Source organism: Trichloromonas sp. (genome assembly GCF_034006665.1).
Classification (GTDB): Bacteria; Desulfobacterota; Desulfuromonadia; order Desulfuromonadales; family Trichloromonadaceae; genus Trichloromonas.
Map to the genome: position 1 here is coordinate 1 of NZ_JAVESI010000004.1, position 18,421 is coordinate 18,421.

25 protein-coding genes and 1 tRNA gene are annotated in these 18,421 nt (G+C 57.9%); 8 read left to right on the forward strand and 18 right to left on the reverse strand.

Annotated features, from left to right (window positions below):
• Positions 1-84: 84 nt before the first annotated feature.
• The 7 genes from RBR25_RS02745 to RBR25_RS02775 all read right to left on the reverse strand — a co-directional run bounded on the left by RBR25_RS02745 (position 85) and on the right by RBR25_RS02775 (position 4,106).
• Positions 85-309: a hypothetical protein gene (locus RBR25_RS02745; RefSeq protein WP_432817997.1), complete on the reverse strand. Its 225-nt coding sequence runs from the start codon at positions 307-309 to the stop codon at positions 85-87.
• Between the two features lie 126 nt (positions 310-435).
• Positions 436-915 (reverse strand): cyclic nucleotide-binding domain-containing protein, encoded by a 480-nt coding sequence (locus RBR25_RS02750; RefSeq protein ID WP_432817998.1) that lies wholly within the window; start codon positions 913-915, stop codon positions 436-438.
• A complete protein-coding gene (locus tag RBR25_RS02755) occupies positions 908-1,081 on the reverse strand; it encodes a hypothetical protein (RefSeq protein ID WP_432817999.1) in 174 nt (57 codons plus the stop codon). The genes RBR25_RS02750 and RBR25_RS02755 overlap by 8 nt, the downstream gene beginning before the upstream one ends.
• 171 nt (positions 1,082-1,252) lie before the next feature.
• A complete protein-coding gene (locus RBR25_RS02760) occupies positions 1,253-1,531 on the reverse strand; it encodes an HU family DNA-binding protein (protein ID WP_432818000.1) in 279 nt (92 codons plus the stop codon).
• A gap of 128 nt (positions 1,532-1,659) precedes the next feature.
• Positions 1,660-2,913, reverse strand: coding sequence for a tetratricopeptide repeat protein (locus RBR25_RS02765; protein WP_432818001.1), 1,254 nt, complete (start codon positions 2,911-2,913; stop codon positions 1,660-1,662).
• 19 nt (positions 2,914-2,932) lie between these two features.
• The gene (locus RBR25_RS02770) at positions 2,933-3,499 is read right to left on the reverse strand and encodes a helix-turn-helix domain-containing protein (protein ID WP_432818002.1); all 567 of its coding nucleotides are present in this window, start codon (positions 3,497-3,499) and stop codon (positions 2,933-2,935) included.
• A 40-nt stretch (positions 3,500-3,539) separates the two neighbouring features.
• On the reverse strand, positions 3,540-4,106 hold the full coding sequence (locus RBR25_RS02775) for a helix-turn-helix domain-containing protein (RefSeq protein WP_432818003.1): 567 nt from the start codon (positions 4,104-4,106) through the stop codon (positions 3,540-3,542).
• A 191-nt stretch (positions 4,107-4,297) separates the two neighbouring features.
• Between RBR25_RS02775 and bioB the strand changes: the two genes are divergently transcribed.
• Genes bioB through bioA form a run of 3 tightly spaced genes read left to right on the forward strand, consistent with a single transcriptional unit; the run spans position 4,298 to position 7,348 of the window.
• Positions 4,298-5,290, forward strand: a complete 993-nt coding sequence (gene bioB, locus RBR25_RS02780; RefSeq protein WP_432818004.1) for a biotin synthase BioB — start codon at positions 4,298-4,300, stop codon at positions 5,288-5,290.
• Positions 5,271-5,996: a dethiobiotin synthase gene (gene bioD, locus RBR25_RS02785; protein ID WP_432818005.1), complete on the forward strand. Its 726-nt coding sequence runs from the start codon at positions 5,271-5,273 to the stop codon at positions 5,994-5,996. Before bioB ends, bioD begins: the two co-directional genes overlap by 20 nt.
• Before the next feature lie 2 nt (positions 5,997-5,998).
• Complete coding sequence (bioA, locus tag RBR25_RS02790; protein WP_432818006.1) at positions 5,999-7,348, forward strand: adenosylmethionine--8-amino-7-oxononanoate transaminase; 1,350 nt, start codon at positions 5,999-6,001, stop codon at positions 7,346-7,348.
• On the opposite strand, the gene RBR25_RS02795 is transcribed toward bioA, so the two are convergent.
• The gene (locus RBR25_RS02795) at positions 7,335-7,694 is read right to left on the reverse strand and encodes a VanZ family protein (protein ID WP_432818007.1); all 360 of its coding nucleotides are present in this window, start codon (positions 7,692-7,694) and stop codon (positions 7,335-7,337) included. The two genes, bioA and RBR25_RS02795, sit on opposite strands and share 14 nt — an antisense overlap.
• A 134-nt stretch (positions 7,695-7,828) precedes the next feature.
• On the opposite strand from RBR25_RS02795, the gene RBR25_RS02800 reads away from it, so the two are divergent.
• Entirely contained in the window at positions 7,829-8,461 is a 633-nt protein-coding gene (locus tag RBR25_RS02800; protein ID WP_432818008.1) for a lysophospholipid acyltransferase family protein, read from the forward strand.
• A 37-nt stretch (positions 8,462-8,498) separates the two neighbouring features.
• On the opposite strand, the gene RBR25_RS02805 is transcribed toward RBR25_RS02800, so the two are convergent.
• Together RBR25_RS02805 and RBR25_RS02810 are read right to left on the reverse strand one after the other, a co-directional pair.
• Positions 8,499-9,332 carry an alpha/beta fold hydrolase gene (locus RBR25_RS02805; RefSeq protein WP_432818009.1) on the reverse strand — a complete coding sequence of 278 codons (834 nt, stop codon included), beginning with the start codon at positions 9,330-9,332 and terminating at the stop codon, positions 8,499-8,501.
• 73 nt (positions 9,333-9,405) lie between these two features.
• Entirely contained in the window at positions 9,406-9,990 is a 585-nt protein-coding gene (locus RBR25_RS02810) for an acetate uptake transporter (protein ID WP_432818010.1), read from the reverse strand.
• Between the two features lie 416 nt (positions 9,991-10,406).
• On the opposite strand from RBR25_RS02810, the gene yhbY reads away from it, so the two are divergent.
• Positions 10,407-10,700, forward strand: coding sequence for a ribosome assembly RNA-binding protein YhbY (gene yhbY / locus RBR25_RS02815; RefSeq protein WP_432818011.1), 294 nt, complete (start codon positions 10,407-10,409; stop codon positions 10,698-10,700).
• Between the two features lie 116 nt (positions 10,701-10,816).
• Here the strand turns inward: yhbY and RBR25_RS02820 are convergent, their stop codons facing one another.
• Positions 10,817-11,950: a deoxyguanosinetriphosphate triphosphohydrolase gene (locus RBR25_RS02820; protein WP_432818012.1), complete on the reverse strand. Its 1,134-nt coding sequence runs from the start codon at positions 11,948-11,950 to the stop codon at positions 10,817-10,819.
• Positions 11,951-12,125: 175 nt separating this feature from the next.
• Between RBR25_RS02820 and rsmD the strand changes: the two genes are divergently transcribed.
• The 3 genes from rsmD to RBR25_RS02835 are packed head-to-tail and all read left to right on the forward strand — an operon-like array spanning position 12,126 to position 13,401.
• Positions 12,126-12,695, forward strand: coding sequence for a 16S rRNA (guanine(966)-N(2))-methyltransferase RsmD (gene rsmD, locus RBR25_RS02825; protein ID WP_432818013.1), 570 nt, complete (start codon positions 12,126-12,128; stop codon positions 12,693-12,695).
• 5 nt (positions 12,696-12,700) lie between these two features.
• Positions 12,701-13,192 carry a pantetheine-phosphate adenylyltransferase gene (gene coaD / locus RBR25_RS02830; RefSeq protein WP_432818014.1) on the forward strand — a complete coding sequence of 164 codons (492 nt, stop codon included), beginning with the start codon at positions 12,701-12,703 and terminating at the stop codon, positions 13,190-13,192.
• A gap of 11 nt (positions 13,193-13,203) precedes the next feature.
• Positions 13,204-13,401, forward strand: coding sequence for a DUF1858 domain-containing protein (locus RBR25_RS02835; RefSeq protein ID WP_432818015.1), 198 nt, complete (start codon positions 13,204-13,206; stop codon positions 13,399-13,401).
• A gap of 13 nt (positions 13,402-13,414) precedes the next feature.
• Here RBR25_RS02835 and RBR25_RS02840 read toward each other — a convergent pair whose 3' ends face one another.
• From RBR25_RS02840 to RBR25_RS02870, 7 genes are all read right to left on the reverse strand, one after another.
• Positions 13,415-14,137: a creatininase family protein gene (locus RBR25_RS02840; RefSeq protein ID WP_432818016.1), complete on the reverse strand. Its 723-nt coding sequence runs from the start codon at positions 14,135-14,137 to the stop codon at positions 13,415-13,417.
• 13 nt (positions 14,138-14,150) lie between these two features.
• On the reverse strand, positions 14,151-14,912 hold the full coding sequence (locus RBR25_RS02845; protein WP_432818017.1) for a 7-carboxy-7-deazaguanine synthase QueE: 762 nt from the start codon (positions 14,910-14,912) through the stop codon (positions 14,151-14,153).
• Positions 14,884-15,255: a 6-carboxytetrahydropterin synthase QueD gene (queD, locus tag RBR25_RS02850; protein WP_432818018.1), complete on the reverse strand. Its 372-nt coding sequence runs from the start codon at positions 15,253-15,255 to the stop codon at positions 14,884-14,886. The genes RBR25_RS02845 and queD overlap by 29 nt, the downstream gene beginning before the upstream one ends.
• 18 nt (positions 15,256-15,273) lie before the next feature.
• Positions 15,274-15,471, reverse strand: a complete 198-nt coding sequence (locus RBR25_RS02855) for a DNA gyrase inhibitor YacG (RefSeq protein WP_432818019.1) — start codon at positions 15,469-15,471, stop codon at positions 15,274-15,276.
• Positions 15,472-15,599: 128 nt separating this feature from the next.
• Positions 15,600-15,674, reverse strand: a tRNA-Gly gene (locus RBR25_RS02860).
• A gap of 14 nt (positions 15,675-15,688) precedes the next feature.
• Complete coding sequence (locus RBR25_RS02865) at positions 15,689-17,005, reverse strand: hypothetical protein (protein ID WP_432818020.1); 1,317 nt, start codon at positions 17,003-17,005, stop codon at positions 15,689-15,691.
• A gap of 46 nt (positions 17,006-17,051) precedes the next feature.
• Positions 17,052-18,356 carry an aminotransferase class I/II-fold pyridoxal phosphate-dependent enzyme gene (locus RBR25_RS02870; protein WP_432818021.1) on the reverse strand — a complete coding sequence of 435 codons (1,305 nt, stop codon included), beginning with the start codon at positions 18,354-18,356 and terminating at the stop codon, positions 17,052-17,054.
• Positions 18,357-18,421 lie beyond the last annotated feature (65 nt).

Here is an 18,421-nt window from a genome sequence, read left to right on the forward strand (position 1 = left end):
CCCTCGCAAGGCATTGGAATTGTTGAGGAATATACCATAGATTACGTCCCGGCGCAAGAAAAAAATTGCAAATAATCTAATGATTTAAACTATTTGTCGGATCTTCTCTTTTTGCGGTGGCATCATAAAGGAGGCATCACTTTTTTTCAATGGAAAAGGGATCGTAAAATCGGCGACTCCGCCCAAGACGGAATCGTGCAGATGCCCGCACAATTTCAAGGAATCCGACAGGTTGAGATCGATGGCGGAAAAGATTAAATGGGTGATCTGCGTCTTGAGAACCAGGGAAAGATCGTCCAGAACGCTCATTAGGATGTTTCCGGGCTGTTCTGAACAAATATTAAACAGGGGTGCGAGCCGGCAAATTCCCGCGCCACGGTTCAGGGGAATACCCCGCAACCAGACTCCAGCGGCAATCCTCTGTACGGTTCCGGTTCAGGTCTCTTTGCGCCCGGCGACGAGATGAAACAGGGCACGAAACTCCTCATGCTCTTCACGCACCCGTCGGGCGAAAATGCGGCTGATGTTGCGCAGCAGTTTCAGCCCCAAGGCGGGATGGTTGTCACAGAAACGTTCGAAAGGCTCCCGGCCGATAGCCAGCAACCGGGCATCCTCGATCACCCGGGCGGTGGCGGAACGGGGAGCGCTGTCCAGCACCGCCATCTCGCCGAAGGTGTCTTCGGCGGCAAGGACGACCAGGGTTTGTTCATCCCCTTCAGCGAGCATTTTGGAAATACGGATGGTTCCCTCGCGAATCAGGTAGAGGGATTCGCCGGGCATGTTTTCGATAAAAACGGTCTTCCCGGCGGGAACCGGCTTTTCTTGAAAAAGAAGATTCAGGGAAAGGATTTCCCCTTCGGTCATGCCGGCGAAAAGGGCGCTCGCCTTAAGCGGCAATAGATTCAGATCAGACATGATCACCCCAGAGGCCGATGCCGATATTGTCGACATGGAGGGTTTCCGCGGAAGGCTGCGAAAGAAGGCCGATATCGCCATATTGGGTGGAATTGGCCAAGACAGGTCTAAACGGTAGGCCGATGAGCGGATGGGCAACAAGCAGGATAAGCGGCAAGCGTTTCATGAAGTCCCGGATCAAGAATTGGCGGTGAAAGAAAAAACGGGATTTCTACTAAAAATATCACTGGGTGGACACCGAACGCAACGTGCTCACCACATATCCCAAGAAAAAACCGGGGTTTACGACCCCGGTTCGGATTTTTCTGCGGATGGGGGGAAGAGAAAGGGTGCGACGCTAGGAATGATTGACCCGCTCGCGCAGTTCCTTACCGACCTTGAAAAAGGGAAGCTTCTTGGGCAGCACCTGAATCACTTCGCCGGTCTTGGGATTGCGGCCCATGTACGATTTGTAATCCTTGACCACGAAACTACCAAAACCGCGGATTTCGATGCGCCCCCCCTCGACGAGAGCCTGGGTCATGGAATCGAAAATAAGATTGACGATTTCCTCGGCCTTCTTGTAAGTCAGATTCTTCTTGTTGGCCAGGCTTTCCACCAGTTCCGACTTGTTCATGGTACCTCCTAAAGGTATGAACCCTGCGAACTTGCCCTTCCCCTGTGCAAGTTCTTACCGAACCTGCAATTTTTCTAACAATATACTTACCATCACCCCGCTGTCAATAGGAGGTTATGAATTATCAGCTACTTACCGTAGAGGGCGAGCACTTCGCCGGCCTCTTGGCGCAATTCGGAAGGCAAGTCATCCAAGGCGGGCAGTCGATCCAGCCAAGGACGACCGTCTTTCAGCCAGCCCAAGGCTGCGCAGACCTGAGCCATGCGCAGTTGCCAGCGGGGATTACCGGGATCGCGACGAGCTTCGGCACGGAATGATTCCAGCGCTTTCTTTAAGGACTCTCCTCGCCGCAGCCAGAATTCGGCGAGCAGAACATGAGAGGCGCCGCCGCAACCCGAACCGGGAAGCCGCCGCAACAGATTTTCCGCTTCCGTGAACCGGCCTTCCCGCTCGTAAAGAGACGCGAGCAGAAGCAGGACGTCCATCTCCACCGGCCCTTCCCGCAGGGCTTCCTCACCATGAAGCAATGCGGCGGAAAAATCTCCTTCCGCCGCCCGCAAACGGGCTAGGCAGCCATGGCAGAAGGCCGGCACCAGTTGCGCCGCAAGCATCCGCGTAAGGCGTTCTTCCGCCTTTTGCGGACGCTTTTCGAGAAAATCGAGGCGCACCAGGGTTTCCAGAGCCAAAACATGGGCAGGATTCAGGGCCACCGCCTTTTCCAGATTCCAACGTCCGGCGGCGACATCTCCCATCCGGGCGAGCAGGGCGCCCCGTTCGAAATGGAAAGAGGCATCCTGTTCTTCAGCGGGCAACGCATCGAAACCCGCCAGTGCCTCACCGTCGCGCCCGTCGTGAGCGGCAAGAAAGGCTCGGCGAAAGGCGGTGCCGACCTGCCGGTACAACTCGGCTAGTTCCGGTGGGTAGTTGGAAAGCACCAGTTCCAACCGGGTCTCCAGGTCGGGCGCTTCCGCCTCTCCCGGCGCTTTCCCGAGGGAAGCAGCGCATCCCGAAGGGCAGCAGGCGGATGTCTCGGAACTTGGTGGACGCGAAGGGGACGGAAGAGAGAGTTCGGTCAGACGACGTCGCGCATCCTCCCGCAAAACTTCGGAACGACCATGCTCGGCAGCCAGTTGAAAATGTTCCAAAGCCCGTTCCCGGTCGCCGATATTTAAGCAAGCTTCTCCCTCGGCGAGATTGAGTTCCGCCAGCCGGTCACCGGCGAGAGTCAGCAGGGCATGCCATTCGTCCCGGATTTCGAGAGCGAGGTCTTCGTCGGGGGCCTCGCCGAGACGCAAGAGATCGGCCCAACGTTCATCACGGGCCAGGCGGCGAAGATTTTCAAGGGGATTTTTGGGAGAGAAGAAGCGGCTCAGCAAGCCCATGAACGGGGCCTTTCACGTTTTAGATGGTGGTGAAGGGGGAAAGAGTCCAGATGACCTTGGCGTCCTGCTCGCCGATGTTGTCCCAGCGGTGGGGTAAGTGGGATTTGAAGGAGATGCTGTCTCCGGGACGAAGCAGGTAACGCTCTCCGGCGATCGTGATTTCCAGGGTGCCTTCGAGGACATAGATCAGTTCATCACCCGGATGATACATTTTCTGGGAGCCGCTTGTCCCTCCTTTTTTTACCGTGCAGTAAAAGGACATGAATTGGGGATCGCGCAGGCCCGAAGTGAAGGACTCGGTCTGCATGTTATGCTCATCGTCGTAAACCGTCTTGTCCCGCTGCCCCGACGAGGTATAGACGATCTCATTGGTGGTCGTCACCTCCTCGACGAAGTAGTTGATGCTTTTATCGAAAACCGCTGCCAGCTTCATCAGGATCTCTACCGAGGGGATCGTCAAGCCCCGCTCGATCCGGGAAATCATGTTTGAAGAAACCTTGGAGCGTTCGGCCAGTTCCTGAATGGTGAGATCCCGCTTGAGACGGATGTTTTTCAGCTTTTTTCCGACGATCTTCTTGATTTTCATGGCGTTTTCCTTCCGGGGACGGCCTTGTTCACGGTCCGACTCATTGCGCCAGGTTCGGCGCCGGCGAAACCACCCACATCACGATCGTCTGGCCATCGTGGACATTCTTCCAAGTGTGGGGCAGAGATGCCTTGAAGACCAGGGAATCCCCCTTTTCCAGCACATAAGCGTCGCCATTGACCATGAACTGCAAGCGTCCTTCGAGGACCAGAGCGAATTCTTCGCCGTTATGGATCATTCCCCCCTCGCCGCTGCTGCAATCTTTTTCCAGGGCATCGTAAAACACCGCGAAATTCGGGTCGCGGATGCCTTGGGTCAGACTGGTGATCTGATGCTTATCCTCGAAGAAAAAGATCGGCTCCCCCTGCCCGGCTCTGGTGAAAACGACGGTTGATCCTTTTTCTGCTTCCTCGACGAAAAAGTTGATGCTCATGCCGAAAGCATTGGCCAGTTTCATCAGGATTTCGACGGAAGGGACCGTCAGGCCGCGTTCGATCCGGGAAATCATGTTTGAGGAGACGCGCGACCGATCCGCCAAGTCCTGAATGGTCATCTCGTTCTTCAAACGGGTGGATTTGAGTTTCTTACCAATCAGTTTTTTGACCATGAAAAACTCCGGATAACAATTAAATAAAATAGCGTTTTATCATTACTGAAAATTGCTGTCAATACGAATTGGGTAAATTTATTCCATATTTTGGGTCAAGGTTAGAGCCGAATCGTGAACCACCGTTGTTGAAATGGTTGACAATCGACCCGAACTGCCTATAATCACGCTCCAATTCAAAGGAGCCAATTATGGAACCCAGTCATCGGATCATCCTTGATAAAGCCCTGCGAGGGGAAGTTCTCGGTCGTGAAGAGGCCCTCGGTATCCTCGCCGCGCAGGGTGCAAACCTCGGTTTTATCCTTGCCGGAGCGCAATTTTTGCGTGAGCGGCGTTTCGGTCGCAGGGTACGCGCCTGCGTCATCATCAACGCCAAGTCGGGACGCTGCTCCGAAAACTGCGCCTTTTGTGCCCAATCGTCTCATCACCGGACCGAGGCCCCGGTCTATCCCTTGAAAAACGCGGCGGAAATCGTGGCGGAAGCGCGAAAAGCGGATACCCTGGGCGCCCATTGCTTCGGCATCGTCACCAGCGGCAGCCGGGTCACGGCCGGTCGGGAATTTGACGAACTCCTCGCGGCGATCCGTGAGATTCGCGCGACGACCAGCATCCACCCTTCCGCCTCCCTCGGCATCCTCGATGAGGAAACCGCTCGCGCCCTGCGTGAAGCGGGCTGCGTTACCTATCATCATAATCTGGAAACCGCCCGCTCCTTCTTTCCGTGGATCTGCACCACCCATGACTATGAGGAGGACATCGCCACGGTGAGGGTTGCCAAGGCGGCGGGAATGCGGGTATGCTGCGGCGGAATTCTCGGCCTCGGGGAGTCGCCGGAGCAGCGGCTGGAACTGGCTCTGACCCTGCGCGAACTGGAGGTCGATTCGGTTCCGCTCAACTTTCTCCACCCGATTCCCGGTACGCCGTTGGCAGGGAGTGAGCAAGTGAGCCCTCTCGACTGCCTGCGCGCCGTCGCCCTCTTCCGCTATCTGCTGCCGAAGACCGCCATCAGGATCTGCGGCGGGCGGGAGCATAACCTGCGCGACCTGCAATCCTGGATATTTTTGGCCGGCGCCGACGGCGTCATGATCGGCAACTACCTGACCACCAGCGGACGCAACGTCGAAGACGACTTGCGTATGTTCCGCGATCTGGAGATGGAATTTGATGAGCGAGACACGTACTAAGAAAGGCCTTTTCGTTACCGGCACCGATACGGGGGTCGGCAAGACCCTGGTGACCGCTGCTTTGGCGCTTTTTCTACGCCGGCGGGGCTATGACGTGGGGGTGATGAAACCGGTGGAGACGGGCGTGAGTGATCCCGCCGGACTCGGCGCTGACGGTCAACTGCTACAATGGGCCGCCGACAGCCATGACGAGATCGACCTGATCTCCCCTTACCGTCTGCGCGCGCCGCTGGCCCCTTCCTTGGCAGCGAAGAAGGAAGGCGGGCGCATCATCTTCGGTGACCTGCTCGAAGCGGCCCGTACCCTCGCCGAGCGTCACGACTATCTGCTCATCGAAGGCGCCGGCGGCCTTATGGTCCCCCTTTCGGGAGCGGTCCTGCTGCTCGATCTGGTCAAGTCCCTGGGCTATCCCCTGCTCACCGTTTGCCTTCCGAAGCTCGGAACCATCAACCACACCCTGCTGACCATGCATGCCGCGCGCTCTCTGGAAATTCCCCTGGCCGGCTACATCGTCAACAACATGCCGCCAACTCCTGACGAAGCCGAGGCCCAGGCGCCTAACGCCTTGGTCGAGGTCGCATCCGGCGACCTGCTGGCGGTTCTCGGGCAGGTTTCGGGTTCCCCGCACGAGCAGGCCGAGTCCCTAGCCGACCAGCTGGAGCGGGTGCCGACCCTGCACTGGCTTCTCTCCGGGCTCGATGTCTGACCATGGAGAAGGCTGAACTCCTGCGCCTTGACCGGCGCCACGTCTGGCACCCCTGTACCCAGGAAAAGGATCACGAAGCCCTGCCGCCGATCCCCATCGCCCGGGCGGAAGGGGTCTATCTTTTCGATGTTGACGGCAAAAGCTATATTGATGGGGTTTCCAGCTGGTGGGTAAATCTCTTCGGCCATAACCATCCCCGGCTCAACCGCGCCCTCGGCGAACAGGCGGGGAAAGTTGCTCATCATATCTTCGCCGGCTTCACCCACGAGCCGGCCGTGACCTTGGCCGCCCGCCTCTGTGAAGTAGCGCCGCCGGGGCTGGAGAAGGTCTTTTTCACCGACAACGGCTCGGCCGCCGTGGAAGCCGCGCTGAAGATGAGCTTCCAGTATTGGCGGCAGACGGGACATGCGGACAAAACCCGGTTCGTCTCCATCAGCGAGGCCTATCACGGCGAAACCCTCGGCGCCCTCTCCGTGGGCGGCTGCGGCCTGTACAAGGATATCTACCAGCCCCTCCTCCTCGACGGCTTTCAGGTTCAAGGGCCCGACTGCTACCGCTGCCCTTATGGCCGCAACCGGAACAACTGCGACGCCGAGTGCTTCACCGCCATGGAAGAGACGGTCGCCGAACACCACCGGAAGATCGCCGCCGTTATTATCGAACCGCTGATCCAGTGCGCGGCGGGCATGCGCATCTATCCGCCGATCTATCTGAAAAAACTTCGGGAACTTTGCGACCGTTGGCAGATTCACTACATCGCCGACGAAATCGCCGTTGGCTTCGGCCGCACCGGCCGCCTCTTCGCCAACGAACACGCCGCGGTCAGTCCCGACCTGCTCTGTCTCTCCAAGGGGATCACCGGAGGCTATATGCCCCTCGCCGTCGTCTTGACCGGCCGGAACCTCTACGACGCCTTCTACGATGACTACTCCACTCTCAAGGCCTTTCTTCATTCCCACAGCTATTCGGGCAATCCCCTCGCCTGCGCCCTGGCCTGTGAGGTTCTGAATATTTTCAAGGAGGAAAGAATCCTCGAAGGGATGGTCCCGAAGATGGCGTTTCTGGCTAGCCAGAAAGATCGCTTCGAGGCCCTGCCCCAGGTCGGTGAGTTCCGGCAGCAGGGGTTGGTCGCCGCCATCGAAATGGTCCGGGACAAAACAGGGAAAACCCCCTACCCTTGGCAGGAACGGCGCGGTTACGCTGTTTATCGCCGAGCGCTGGAAAAGGGGGCGCTGTTGCGTCCTCTCGGGAACGTCGTCTACTTCATGCCGCCTTTGACCATTGAAACGTTGGAACTCGGGCAGCTGGCCGATGTTGCCTACGAGGCGATCGTCGCGGTTACCGCCGCTTAGTCCGCATGTGCCAAAATCCCAGCGGGATCAAGACAAGCAGGATACCGAGAAGATCTGCCGCCAGGTCGGCCCAGTCGGCGAAACGGCCCGTTCGGGAAAGCCCCTGCAGCACTTCCAGCCCGCCTCCGACCAGCATCGCGTAAACCGCCGCCGCCAGCCAGGCGGCGTAAATTGAGAAAGGCAGGCGATGAAAGGCCCGGCCGGCCGCGAGGGGCAGAAAAGCATAGGCCAGGGCATGTTGGAACTTGTCCCAGCCGAAAAGTGCATGATCGATTTTCGGCGGAGCCGGGGTCAGGGACAACCAGGACAAAAGGGCTGTGAAAACAGCAAGGACAATCCAAGGCAAGAGGGACTCCGTGGCATGGGCGCAGGGTTGTCGTTTCGGCGGGCCAATGGTATATACAACGGAATCCGGGCGAATGGCCAACGGATTTGGGCGCGGAGGCGATTGAAACTTATGAGGAAAGGATGGAGGGCGCGGTGAACATTTCCTTGGCAAGACGAGTTTGGGTAACCTTTTCTGCTTATGTCATCGGCATTTACGCTTCATTCTTAAACCGTTTTGAGATAATCGGGGGCGAGCATATCCCCAGCACGGGCGGCGTTTTACTGGCGTCCAATCATATCTCCGGCTATGAAACGGTCTTTCTTCCCTGGGCGGTGATTAAACATCATCCCTTGCAGATGGTCTGGGCGCCGGCCAAGGAGGAGCTCTTCCGGCATCCCTTCTGGAGCCGAATCTTTCGCTCCTGGGGCGCTTTCCCGGTCAAGCGCGGACGGGACGTGCGCGCCGGCAAAACCCTGAACGAAATGCTGCGCACGGAAAAGGTCATGCTCTTTCCCGAGGGCACCCGCCATCGCGACGGCGAACTCGGTGCGGGCAATCGCGGCGTCGGCAAACTTATCTACGAAGTCCGACCCCAGGTCATCCCCACCGCCCTGAGCGGACTGAATCACTGGAAGTTTCCGGGATTCGGCCAGAAGGCGCGGGTGGTTTTCGGCCCCTCCCTCGATTTTTCCGATCTCTTCGCGCTGGAGGATTGCAAGGAGACTCACCTCCTGATCGTCGAGCGGGTGATGCAGGCCATCGCCCGGCAGCTCGCAAGCCACTAAAAAAACCCTCCGTGAAAGTTGAGGGTTTTTTAATGAATCAGGCTACCTGTTTCAGTTCCGCCTGTTTGCAGCGTTTTTGGCGAATATCGCCAAGGAAGTCAAGCAGACAAGCGTTGAACTTCTCAGGCTGCTCGAGATTGACCAGATGCCCCGAATCGGCAAGTTCGTAGGCGACCCCGAGAGGCACCCCCTTGGCCAACTGCTCGCCATGCTCCGGAGCGATCAGCGTATCGCGGCTGCCGGATATCACCAAGATCGGCTGGAAGAACTTGCGGATTCCGAGGGGGTGATTTTTACGGTCGCGGATGGCCTGCAAGCCCCAGATCAGGCTGCGGGTATCGACCAGTTCCAGCCAGTCCCGCAGGGTGACGGCCAGTTCGGGATGACGTTGCCCTCCCCCTTCCCCCAGCAACTCGCCGGTCAGCACCGCCAGAACTTCCTCCCGATTTCCCGTTGATAGTTTGTCAACTAGTTCCGAACGCCGGACCTTCTCGAGAATGTCGTCGCAGCGGACACGGCTCGACACGAAACAGGCGCCGGCAACCTTATCGGGGTGCCTTTCCAAAAGTTGCAGCAGAACCGAACCGCCCATGGCGAATCCGCAGAAGACGGCGCGCCCAATTCCAAGATAACTGAGAAGCCCGGCCAGATCGGCGGCCAAATGGCTCAAGGTCCAACCCTTGGACGGAACCTGGCTTTGACCGAAACCGCGCAGATCGGGAACGATCACGCGATAGCCCGCCCGGGCCAACTCCGTCGTCTGCGGTTGCCACATACGCCGGTCGAGGGGGAAGCCGTGAACGAGTACAACCGCGGGACCCGTGCCGATATCCTCATAGGCCAGGGAAATTCCGTTGATGGTTTTTTTCATGGGTAACCTCCTTTGTATTGTACTGAATTGGGTATGGGCAAGAGATCAAAACTTGAAACCAGGAGGTTACCCCCTAGCGACCGGAGGAGCGTTCAACAATCTGCCGGATGAGGAGATTCGCTCCTTCATAAAGAGCGGCGCCGCCGCTGGCCAGGCCAAAGTAGCAGGCGAGGCGGAAGAGCACCGGAGATGCGCTTACTTCGCCGAAAAAGAAGAGACCAAAGTAGCCGAGCAGAAGAAGGAACATCCAGCGTACGGCGCGGCTGATTTTGACCGCGTTTGCCAGCAACAGCCCGGCAAAGGCTCCCCAGAAGAAAAGATAGGCCGCAAGGATCTCCCTCTGCGGCAAGGTGCCATAACCGACTTCGGGAAGAACTATCAGGCCCACCAGCGACAGCCAGAAAAGACCGAAGGAGACGAACGTTATCGCACCGAAGACATTCTGTTTTTGCCATTCCATAAGGCCGACGACAATCTGCGAAATGCCGCCGTAGCCGACGCCCATCGCCAAGATCGCCGGAGCTACGGGAAAATGACCGGCGGCGAAAAGATTGACGAGAATGGCACAGAGACCGAAACCGAAGAGGCCGGAGGATGTGATATTTGTTTCGTTGGCGAAAATCAGGCCGGCACGGCTGAGATGGGATGTATTGAGCATGGGAACCTCCTGGATGGACGCTGAGGATAAGGCGTTGTCCCATATCAGGAGCAATTCATATACCATTGTTTTAGTTTATTTCTAATTTTTTTATTATGTAATTATCCCAGCATGTTAACAAATGTCTAAACCAAAAATGAGAGTTTTTCAGGGCGGGATGGATTTGCAGAAATGCAAACCAAGATAACACAATTTCCATCACATCCCCTTTCGGGAGGCCACAAACATAATAATAGAACCAAATATTTATTTATATTTTAGATGGTTATGAAAATTGCCTAGGTTCTTTTCAATAAAATAAAAACAGTTTTATAAATTTCGCAATTATGCGAAAGGAAGTGACCGCCAAAAGGATTGCGCGAACCGGGGGTTCACGTATAATGCCCCACCACTTGCATCATGAAAGGAGTTCGCCGATGACCGAACTGACCAGCAAACAGAGACGTTTTCTTAAGGCTCTGGGCCATCATCTCAATCCGGTGGTGATGATCGGCAAAGAAGAAATTACCCCGTCTCTGCTTGCCTCCCTGGAGGAAGCCCTAAGGGTACATGAATTGATCAAGGTGAAGATTCAGGAAGGCTGTGTGTTGGACCGCAAAGAGGTCGCGGCACTTCTGGCGAAGGAGAGCGGCGCGGCGGTGGCGCAGATTCTCGGTAGAACGTTCCTGCTTTATCGCCCGTCGGAAGAGCACAAGATCGAACTCCCCTGACCATGTTCCGCACCACAAAAAAAATGGATAACCACATGAAATGACATATTTTTACTGGAGGCCCCGGAACGGGGAAGAACAATTTTAATTATCCGCAATCAACAGGCCGGATCGTTTCAAGCCCGCTCATAGGGTTCGTGGAAACGAATATATTCATCCATGGCAAAACGATCGGTCATGCCCGCGACATAATCGCAGATGGAGCGCTCCATGCCGTGCACGGGGAACCGGTCCTGAATTTCGTAAGGCAGCAGGGTCGGATGGCGGCGGTAGTTGTCGAAGAGCGATTCAAGGATGCGCTCGGCCTTGACCCGCATCCGTTCCACTTTGTAATGACGATAGAGCTTGTTGCGCAGAAAGATCTTCAATTCATTGTTTTTCAGACGAATTTCATCACTCAGCCGAACCAGCTGGCGAGGCTGCCGGCGAACTTCATCCAGGGTCATGATGCCGTAATGGCGCAGATTGTCCTCGGTCGTTCGCACCAGATCATCGATCAGTATGCCGATGAGATGGCTGATGGTCTGGTGGATATGCCGTTGGCGATCAAGGCCGGGGAATTTCCTCTCCACCTTCCCCCAGGTTTCCCGCCAGAGGGTCAATTCATCCAACTCCTCCAGGCCGATATAGCCCGCCTTCAGGCCGTCGTCGATATCGTGGTTGTTGTAGGCGATTTCATCAGCGAGATCGATGATCTGCGCTTCCAGTGTGGGACGCAGGCGGGGGTCGTAGTCGGCAACGGCTACGTCGGCGGCCTGGTCGTAATCGGTGGAATGCTTGATGATCCCTTCGCGGGTTTCCCAGCAGAGATTCAAGCCGGTGAACCCGGGATAGCGTTCTTCAAGAACCTCGACCACCCGCAGCGATTGATGGTTGTGTTCGAAGCCGCCGGAATCCGCCATCAGTCGGTTCAACACCTGCTCGCCGGTATGGCCGAAAGGGGTGTGGCCAAGGTCATGAGCCAAGGAGAGCGCCTCGACCAGATCTTCGTTAAGACGCAGGCGCCGGGCGATGCCCCGGCCGATCTGCGCCACCTCCAGGGAATGGGTCAGGCGCGTGCGGTAGTAATCTCCTTCGTGATTGACGAAGACCTGGGTTTTGTATTCGAGGCGGCGAAAGGCAGCACAGTGGATGATACGATCCCGGTCTCTTTCAAAGGGAGGACGATCATCCTTGAACGGCTCAAGATGACGACGCCCGCGGCTCTGGGAACCGCGCGCGGCATAGGGGGCGAGATCGGGACGTTCCATGGCCGACTCCTTGGAAAGATTTGGAAAGATTCAAAGAACATTATTTAACCCCTTCCCTCCTGCCCCCGTCAAGGTGAAAAGGCGGCTAAGTTCTTGACCTTGCTGGGGGATCGTGCTAGCTTTTTCCGGAACTTATGATTTTTTAACGGGTTAATCACGGAAAACGGATTTGCGCATGCGCATCATCAGCGGGACGGCAAGAGGAAAACGCCTGACGACTTTTGCCGGTGACGCCATTCGTCCGACCCCCGATAAGGTGCGTGGAGCGATCTTCAGCATGCTCTACAGCCGCCTCGGCCCCTTGGAAGGGATGAAAGTGCTCGACCTCTTCGCCGGCACCGGCGCCCTCGCCATCGAAGCTTTGAGCCGGGGGGCCGCTCACGCCTGGCTGGTGGATGCCGGCCGGGATGCCGGCCTGGTAATCCCCGCCAATGTGCGCGCCTGCGGTCTGGAAAACCGGGCCACCCTGGTGCGCGCCGAAGCCGGAAACGCCCTGTCTCTTCTGGAAAAAGACAAGCCCTTCGACCTGATCTTCCTCGACCCACCTTATGGCCGCGATCTTCTGCCGAGTCTGCTGCGCACCCTCGCCGCCAATCGTTTCCTTGCTCCCAACGGCGTACTCTGCGCGGAAACGGGCAAAAGCGAAATTCTCGCCGAAACCTTCGCACCGCTGGCCCGGGTCGATGAGCGCACCTACGGTATCACCCGCATTCATCTTTACAGCTATCCGGAACCCGAGGAATAACCGCTATGCGCGAACATATCGCCGTCTATCCCGGCTCCTTCGATCCCATCACCAACGGCCATATCGACATCATCCATCGCGGCCTGGAAGTCTTCGACACCCTGATCGTCGCGGTCGCCCGCAATTCGGAAAAGAACGCCCTCTTCACCATCGACGAACGCCTGGATATGATCCGCGAAGCCCTCGGCCCCAACCCTCGACTCAAGGTTGATACCTTCCAGGGATTGCTCATCGACTACGTCGCCCGTAAGGGGGCGCGGGTCATCCTGCGGGGCCTGCGAGCGGTTTCCGACTTCGAATACGAATTCCAGATCGCCCAGATGAACCACTCGGTCAACGACAAGATCGACACCCTGTTCATGATGACTTCGGTCCCCTACGGTTACCTCAGTTCCTCCATCGTCAAGGAAATGGCCAATCACAACGGGCCGATCGACCCCTTCGTCCCGCCGGTAGTCAAGCGGGCGCTTGACCGCAAGCACGGACGTTTGGCGTAAAGGAGTTAGCGATGATTACCAAGGATATGCTGATTGAAGAAGTGATGCGGCAGCATCCGGGAACAATTGCGGTCTTCAAGCGTTTCGGACTCAACTGCAACGAATGTCAGATCGCCGCATTCGAAGAGGTGGGGCATGGAGCGGGCGTGCACGCGGTCGACGTCGAGGCCCTGCTGACCGAACTGAACCGGGCCATCGGCGCCGCCTGAATCGCGACGTTTTTCAATAATCTTCCATCGTTTCCAGCTGGTCAATGAGGCGCCCGAGGGCCGCGACCACCAGTCCCTCCAGCTGCGCCCCCTTCTCCGCGCTCGCCTTTCCCGGATCACCCCAGACGCCACCGGGCCAGCAACGGTGTTTGTCCCGCACCAGAATCCCGGGGGGGAACGCCGGAAACTCCTGCGCCGCCGTCCCCTTCACCAGTTGCGGGTGGCTGTGCAGAATCCGCGACGTCTCGATCTCCCCGGCGTGAGAATCCCCTTCCGTCTCGATCAACCCCCTCCCCTCCCGTGACGCCAACATATACTCGGTCAAGACCGCGACACGACAGTCGGCAAAACGGACCAGCAACTCCTCGCCGACGTCGATCAATGCCGATAGATGGGTGCCGCCGGCATGGCCGGTGAGCAGCACGAAGTGGCGCAACCCCTGACCATAAAGGGAAGATACGATATCAAAGGCGAGCGCCTTGAGGGTTTCGGTGCGAATGGAGAGGGTGCCGGGATGGCACGAGGTCGACCGGCAGACCCCGTAGGGAATCGGCGGCGCGATGAAGATGGGGCGGCGCGTCGCCAACTTGCGTCCGACCTCCACGGCGTGCAAGGTATCGGTCGAGAGGGGCAGATGCGGCCCGTGTTCCTCGGTGGCACCGAAGGGAATGAGCACGGTGCGGGTCTTTTCCAGCCCGGCGATGAACTCGGGCATGGTCAGCTCTTCGATAATCATCCTTTTCCCTTTCCTACAAAACCCCGAGCAGCCGGTGGGTCTGAGGAATGACCCGCACGGACGGATGAATCCGCGCCGCCGCCGCTTGCAGGGCAAGCAGATTGCGGCCGGCAACAGCTACCTTGCCGTCGATCGTCAGCGCCTGCAGGACCAACGGCCATTCCGGTGCCGTTTCGCGCAGCAGTCGGGCGGCGGTCTCGATCTTCCCGGCGGTGGTTTCGGGGCCCACCACCGCCTTGGCCTGTCCCGGCATTTTACGGGCGACTTCGAGAAAGTTTCGATGGATTTCCCAAGGGGTCGGAAAGCCGGTTACTGACGCCAGTTTGAGATCCATGGAAACGAAAGCCAGATGCGGCAACAGCGGTGCCAGGGCTTCGGGCAGGGTGCCGTTGGTCTCCAGATGCACCGGCAGCAGCCGCGTCAGCTCGGGTAGCCAGCCCTTGAGCAACTCGCCGTGCAGCAGCGGTTCCCCGCCGGTGAGACTCAGGGAATGATGCGCACCGGGCATTTGCCGCAGCCAATCCTGGAGGATGGTGAGAAGCGACTCCAGCGAGACCGGATTAGCCATCTTGCGAATGGTTCCCGAACCAGGAGATTTTTCCACCCGACAATCGGCCGTCGGCGCAAAGGGAGTATCACAATAGGCGCAAGCGAGATTGCAGCCGGCCAGACGCACGAAGATCTGCCGACAGCCGACCATCAGCCCCTCCCCCTGGATGGAGGAGAAGACCTCGATCAGTGCTGCTTCAGTCGGCGAGGTAACTGGCGCAGGCATATTCTGATTCCCAGACGTTGACTTCGTAGACCGTCACATTATCGGTATTCAACCGCGGAGAGAGCTTTTCAAAGAGAAAGCGGGCGATGTTTTCCGAGGATGGGCTGTTGTTCACAAAAGGCTCGATCTCGTTGAGATACTTGTGATCGAGCAGATCGAGCACGGCCTTGGTCTCGCGTTTGAGGATCTTGAAATCGATGCCGAGTCCGGCCTTGTCCAGTTCCCGGGCGGTCACCGTCACTTCCACTTTCCAGTTGTGACCGTGCAGGTTCTCGCAATCTCCCTGATAGTTGATGAGATTGTGCGCGGCGGCGAAATGGGTATGAATTTTCAGGCGATACATGATTTTATCCTTCAGTTTTCAATATGTTTCCGAATCATCATCGTCGACCGTCGCGGCCGATTGCCCGGCGATGCGATATTCCTCGTCGGCCCAGCGGCCAAGATCGATCAACCGGCACTTTTCCGAACAAAAGGGCCGGTTCTCATTCCCGGCCCAACTCACCCGCGCCCCGCAGCGCGGACAGCGGACTTTGAAAATTTCGACTTTGGCGGTCATGGGTGCATCCTGTTGCAAGCTTTACTAATCTTACCTGTAACTCGATATGGTAGCCAAACTTAGAAGTGGTCTTGTGGTTTCCCAATACAAAGAGGGCCAGACGAATTGCCTGGCCCCTTTATGAATTTTGGAGCGGGAAACGGGATTCGAACCCGCGACCTTCAGCTTGGGAAGCTGACACTCTACCACTGAGTTATTCCCGCAATGGAGGTGCATTCTAGGGGGGATCGATTTCTTTGTCAATGTTTTTTTCGGCCAATGATTCAAGAAACTTACGGGCTTCCTTCGGGGTTTTGACGCGACCGGAAAGCTCCGCCGCGCGTAAGGTGCGCAGGCAGTCGCCGACCATCCGGCCCTCGTCTATACCCAGCCGTTCCCGCAGCCAGGCACCGTCGATCAGGTCGGGAATACGGCCATGATGGAGATGATCGCAATAGTCCTTGAGCGCCCGCCGGGCCTCTTCCAGCCAGCGGCACGGGTCATCGGTCTGGCAGAGAAGCCAGGTCAGCCCAAGCACCGGCTCGATCCCCAACTGTTCGACCCAGAGGGCGCGCCGGCGCGGGCCGCCGTCTCGCAAGGTCCGCAGTTCGTCTAGGGTTTCCGGCGGCAATTCCCGCAACCGGCGAAGAAGGTTGCCCGTGCGCCGACTCAGACGTAGTCGTTCTCCGACATCGACCGAGGGCCGGTAACCAGCAAGGAGTGCCGCCAGCTTGAGCAGAGCGGCGGCGCTCCAGCTCTCCTCCCCCTCCCCTTCGGAAAATTCCGCGAGCAGCTCCCCCGCCCCATGTTCGAGCCCGGCGGAGATCCGCGCTACCAGGTTTGCGCCCGCCTCCCACGAGCCCCAAGCCGTGCTCGGACCGAAAAGTAGCAGTGGTGCACCAAGAGCATGTAGCCGGGCGAGGCTCTCCCCTACCTTCGGTGCGGCGAAAATCAAACCCAGTTCCCCTTGGATGCGTTCGGCGGCGACTGCCGCCAGTTTCGGCGCGGCCTCATTCATAAGCGCGAAGGTTTCGCTTTCAATCTCCATCCCGAGGGTGGCGGCAAGACGAACCCCTCGCAGCACCCGCAGGGGGTCGTCGTGAAAGACGCCGGGGGAGCAGGCGCCCAGCAGGCCGCTTTCGATGTCGCTCCTGCCGCCGAGGGGATCGATGAGGTCCGCCTTGGTCACGGCAGCAGAAAGCGGCCAGGCGACGGCGTTGGCGGTGAAATCCCGCAGGCGCAGATCCTCGTGCAAGGTCGCGGCGCGCAAGGGAGCGAAATCGAAGATCCAGCCCCCCGCCTCACGAGGGACGATCACGCGGCTCTGATGACGATGGGAATCCATGAGAAACCAGTGCCCGCCGATGCGCATGGCAAAGGCTTGGGCAATGATTGTGGGAATGTCCGGCGTCGCCAGGTCGAAATCCTTGGAAACTTCGCCGCGCAGGGCATCGCGCAGGGCTCCGCCGACCAGCCAACAGGGACGCCCGGAAAGGACGTCGACAAGATCGGGCAGGATACGGGCGGCGACAAGTTGGGCGTGAAGGATGTCCATGTAAAAAAAAGGCCCGCCGAAGCGGGCCTTACGGAACGGAAGCGAATCAGGCCAGATCGAGCACGCCTTGATGAATGAGGTCGAAGAGTTCCTGGATGTTCTCCTCGGCGATGCAGGAGAAGGCGATGCGCAGGTCGGTCTTGTTGATGGAGATGGTGCCGACCCCGTACTTGTCGAGAAGATGCACGCGCAACTTCTCGGCATCAACGGTCTTGAGCTTGAGGCACATGAAGTAGCCGGAGTTGAAGGGGTAGTAATCCCAGGATTTGGCGTACTTGCCGCTGTTGAGCACGGCCTTGGTCTTAAGCGCGCGGCCCTTCATGACCTGGAACTTCTCTTCCTTCTGCTCCAGGAATTTGGGCGAACGCAGCGCCTCAATGACGAAGGTCTGGGAGGGATGCGGACAGTTGGAGATCTTGGCGCGGATGATGCCCATGGTTTTCTTTTCGAGGGCGGCCATGACCGGCGCGTTCTCGCCGCTCTTGCCGTCGGCGAAGGTGATGAACCCGGTGCGGAAGCCCCAGACAAATTCTTCCTTAGTGGCGCCGTCGAGCTTGATGGCGAGGATACGCGGATGCAGATTGGCCAGTTTGCCGAAGAGCGACTCTTTCATGCTGTTTTCGTAGAAGAGGCCGAAGTAGGCATCGTCGGTGATGACGACGATATTGCAGCCGGACTCGGCGACTTCCTTGATGGCGGCAACGATGGCGTCCCCTTCGGCGACGGTCGGGGTGTAGCCACTGGGGTTGTTGGGGAAGTTGAGCAGCACCACGGCCTTGCCCTTCTCGGCGGCGGTATTGATCAGCACGGCCTTGAAGGCAGCGACGTCATAGCCGCCGGTGGCGGTGAAGGTCGGAAACTTCTTGACAATGGCGCCATTGCAGGTGCCGAAGGTCAGGTTGTAGTTACCCCAAAGCATGTCGGGCAGAACCAGATGATCGCCAACGCCGAGAAACATGTCGCCGACAATGGAGAGGCCATGGGTCAGGGCGTTGGTGACGATGGGATTGCTGAAGTGTTTCCCTTGCATGCTGGGGTTCTCGCGCAGCATCTTCTCCCGCCACAGGGTCCGGAGTTCGGGCTTGCCGGCCGGAGGCGCGTAAGGATAGATGTCCTTGGGGTCGAAGGCGGAGAGTTTGTCCTGAATGCACTGGAGGAACATCGGGCCGCCTTTTTCCGTGGCGATGCCGATGGTGGCATTGTATTTGTGCGCTTTATCCTTGGCTTCGGCCGACTGGGTGAGAATTCCCTTGGGGAAGAAGAGGTTCTTGCCAAGGTCGGAGAGCATTTCGAGAACATAGGGATTGTGTTGGGCAAGCTGCTCGTTGAGTTCGACTGCCAATGGATTCATTATGGTCCTCCTGGGGTGTGGTATCCGATCATTTTAAGCCACGGAGTTGGGGCGAACCGCGCCAA

Bases quoted from the DNA above. Each gene is read 5' to 3' on its own strand.
- RBR25_RS02865 (WP_432818020.1), bottom strand. From the start codon at position 17,005: ATGGACATCCTTCACGCCCAACTTGTCGCCGCCCGTATCCTGCCCGAT.
- queD (WP_432818018.1), bottom strand. From the start codon at position 15,255: ATGTATCGCCTGAAAATTCATACCCATTTCGCCGCCGCGCACAATCTC.
- RBR25_RS02820 (WP_432818012.1), bottom strand. From the start codon at position 11,950: ATGGAACGTCCCGATCTCGCCCCCTATGCCGCGCGCGGTTCCCAGAGC.
- RBR25_RS02750 (WP_432817998.1), bottom strand. From the start codon at position 915: ATGTCTGATCTGAATCTATTGCCGCTTAAGGCGAGCGCCCTTTTCGCC.
- coaD (WP_432818014.1), top strand. From the start codon at position 12,701: ATGCGCGAACATATCGCCGTCTATCCCGGCTCCTTCGATCCCATCACC.
- yhbY (WP_432818011.1), top strand. From the start codon at position 10,407: ATGACCGAACTGACCAGCAAACAGAGACGTTTTCTTAAGGCTCTGGGC.
- RBR25_RS02835 (WP_432818015.1), top strand. From the start codon at position 13,204: ATGATTACCAAGGATATGCTGATTGAAGAAGTGATGCGGCAGCATCCG.
- RBR25_RS02760 (WP_432818000.1), bottom strand. From the start codon at position 1,531: ATGAACAAGTCGGAACTGGTGGAAAGCCTGGCCAACAAGAAGAATCTG.
- RBR25_RS02765 (WP_432818001.1), bottom strand. From the start codon at position 2,913: ATGGGCTTGCTGAGCCGCTTCTTCTCTCCCAAAAATCCCCTTGAAAAT.
- RBR25_RS02845 (WP_432818017.1), bottom strand. From the start codon at position 14,912: ATGCCTGCGCCAGTTACCTCGCCGACTGAAGCAGCACTGATCGAGGTC.
- RBR25_RS02805 (WP_432818009.1), bottom strand. From the start codon at position 9,332: ATGAAAAAAACCATCAACGGAATTTCCCTGGCCTATGAGGATATCGGC.
- bioB (WP_432818004.1), top strand. From the start codon at position 4,298: ATGGAACCCAGTCATCGGATCATCCTTGATAAAGCCCTGCGAGGGGAA.
- RBR25_RS02855 (WP_432818019.1), bottom strand. From the start codon at position 15,471: ATGACCGCCAAAGTCGAAATTTTCAAAGTCCGCTGTCCGCGCTGCGGG.
- RBR25_RS02745 (WP_432817997.1), bottom strand. From the start codon at position 309: ATGAGCGTTCTGGACGATCTTTCCCTGGTTCTCAAGACGCAGATCACC.
- bioD (WP_432818005.1), top strand. From the start codon at position 5,271: ATGAGCGAGACACGTACTAAGAAAGGCCTTTTCGTTACCGGCACCGAT.
- RBR25_RS02870 (WP_432818021.1), bottom strand. From the start codon at position 18,356: ATGAATCCATTGGCAGTCGAACTCAACGAGCAGCTTGCCCAACACAAT.
- RBR25_RS02770 (WP_432818002.1), bottom strand. From the start codon at position 3,499: ATGAAAATCAAGAAGATCGTCGGAAAAAAGCTGAAAAACATCCGTCTC.
- rsmD (WP_432818013.1), top strand. From the start codon at position 12,126: ATGCGCATCATCAGCGGGACGGCAAGAGGAAAACGCCTGACGACTTTT.
- RBR25_RS02775 (WP_432818003.1), bottom strand. From the start codon at position 4,106: ATGGTCAAAAAACTGATTGGTAAGAAACTCAAATCCACCCGTTTGAAG.
- RBR25_RS02840 (WP_432818016.1), bottom strand. From the start codon at position 14,137: ATGATTATCGAAGAGCTGACCATGCCCGAGTTCATCGCCGGGCTGGAA.
- bioA (WP_432818006.1), top strand. From the start codon at position 5,999: ATGGAGAAGGCTGAACTCCTGCGCCTTGACCGGCGCCACGTCTGGCAC.
- RBR25_RS02810 (WP_432818010.1), bottom strand. From the start codon at position 9,990: ATGCTCAATACATCCCATCTCAGCCGTGCCGGCCTGATTTTCGCCAAC.
- RBR25_RS02755 (WP_432817999.1), bottom strand. From the start codon at position 1,081: ATGAAACGCTTGCCGCTTATCCTGCTTGTTGCCCATCCGCTCATCGGC.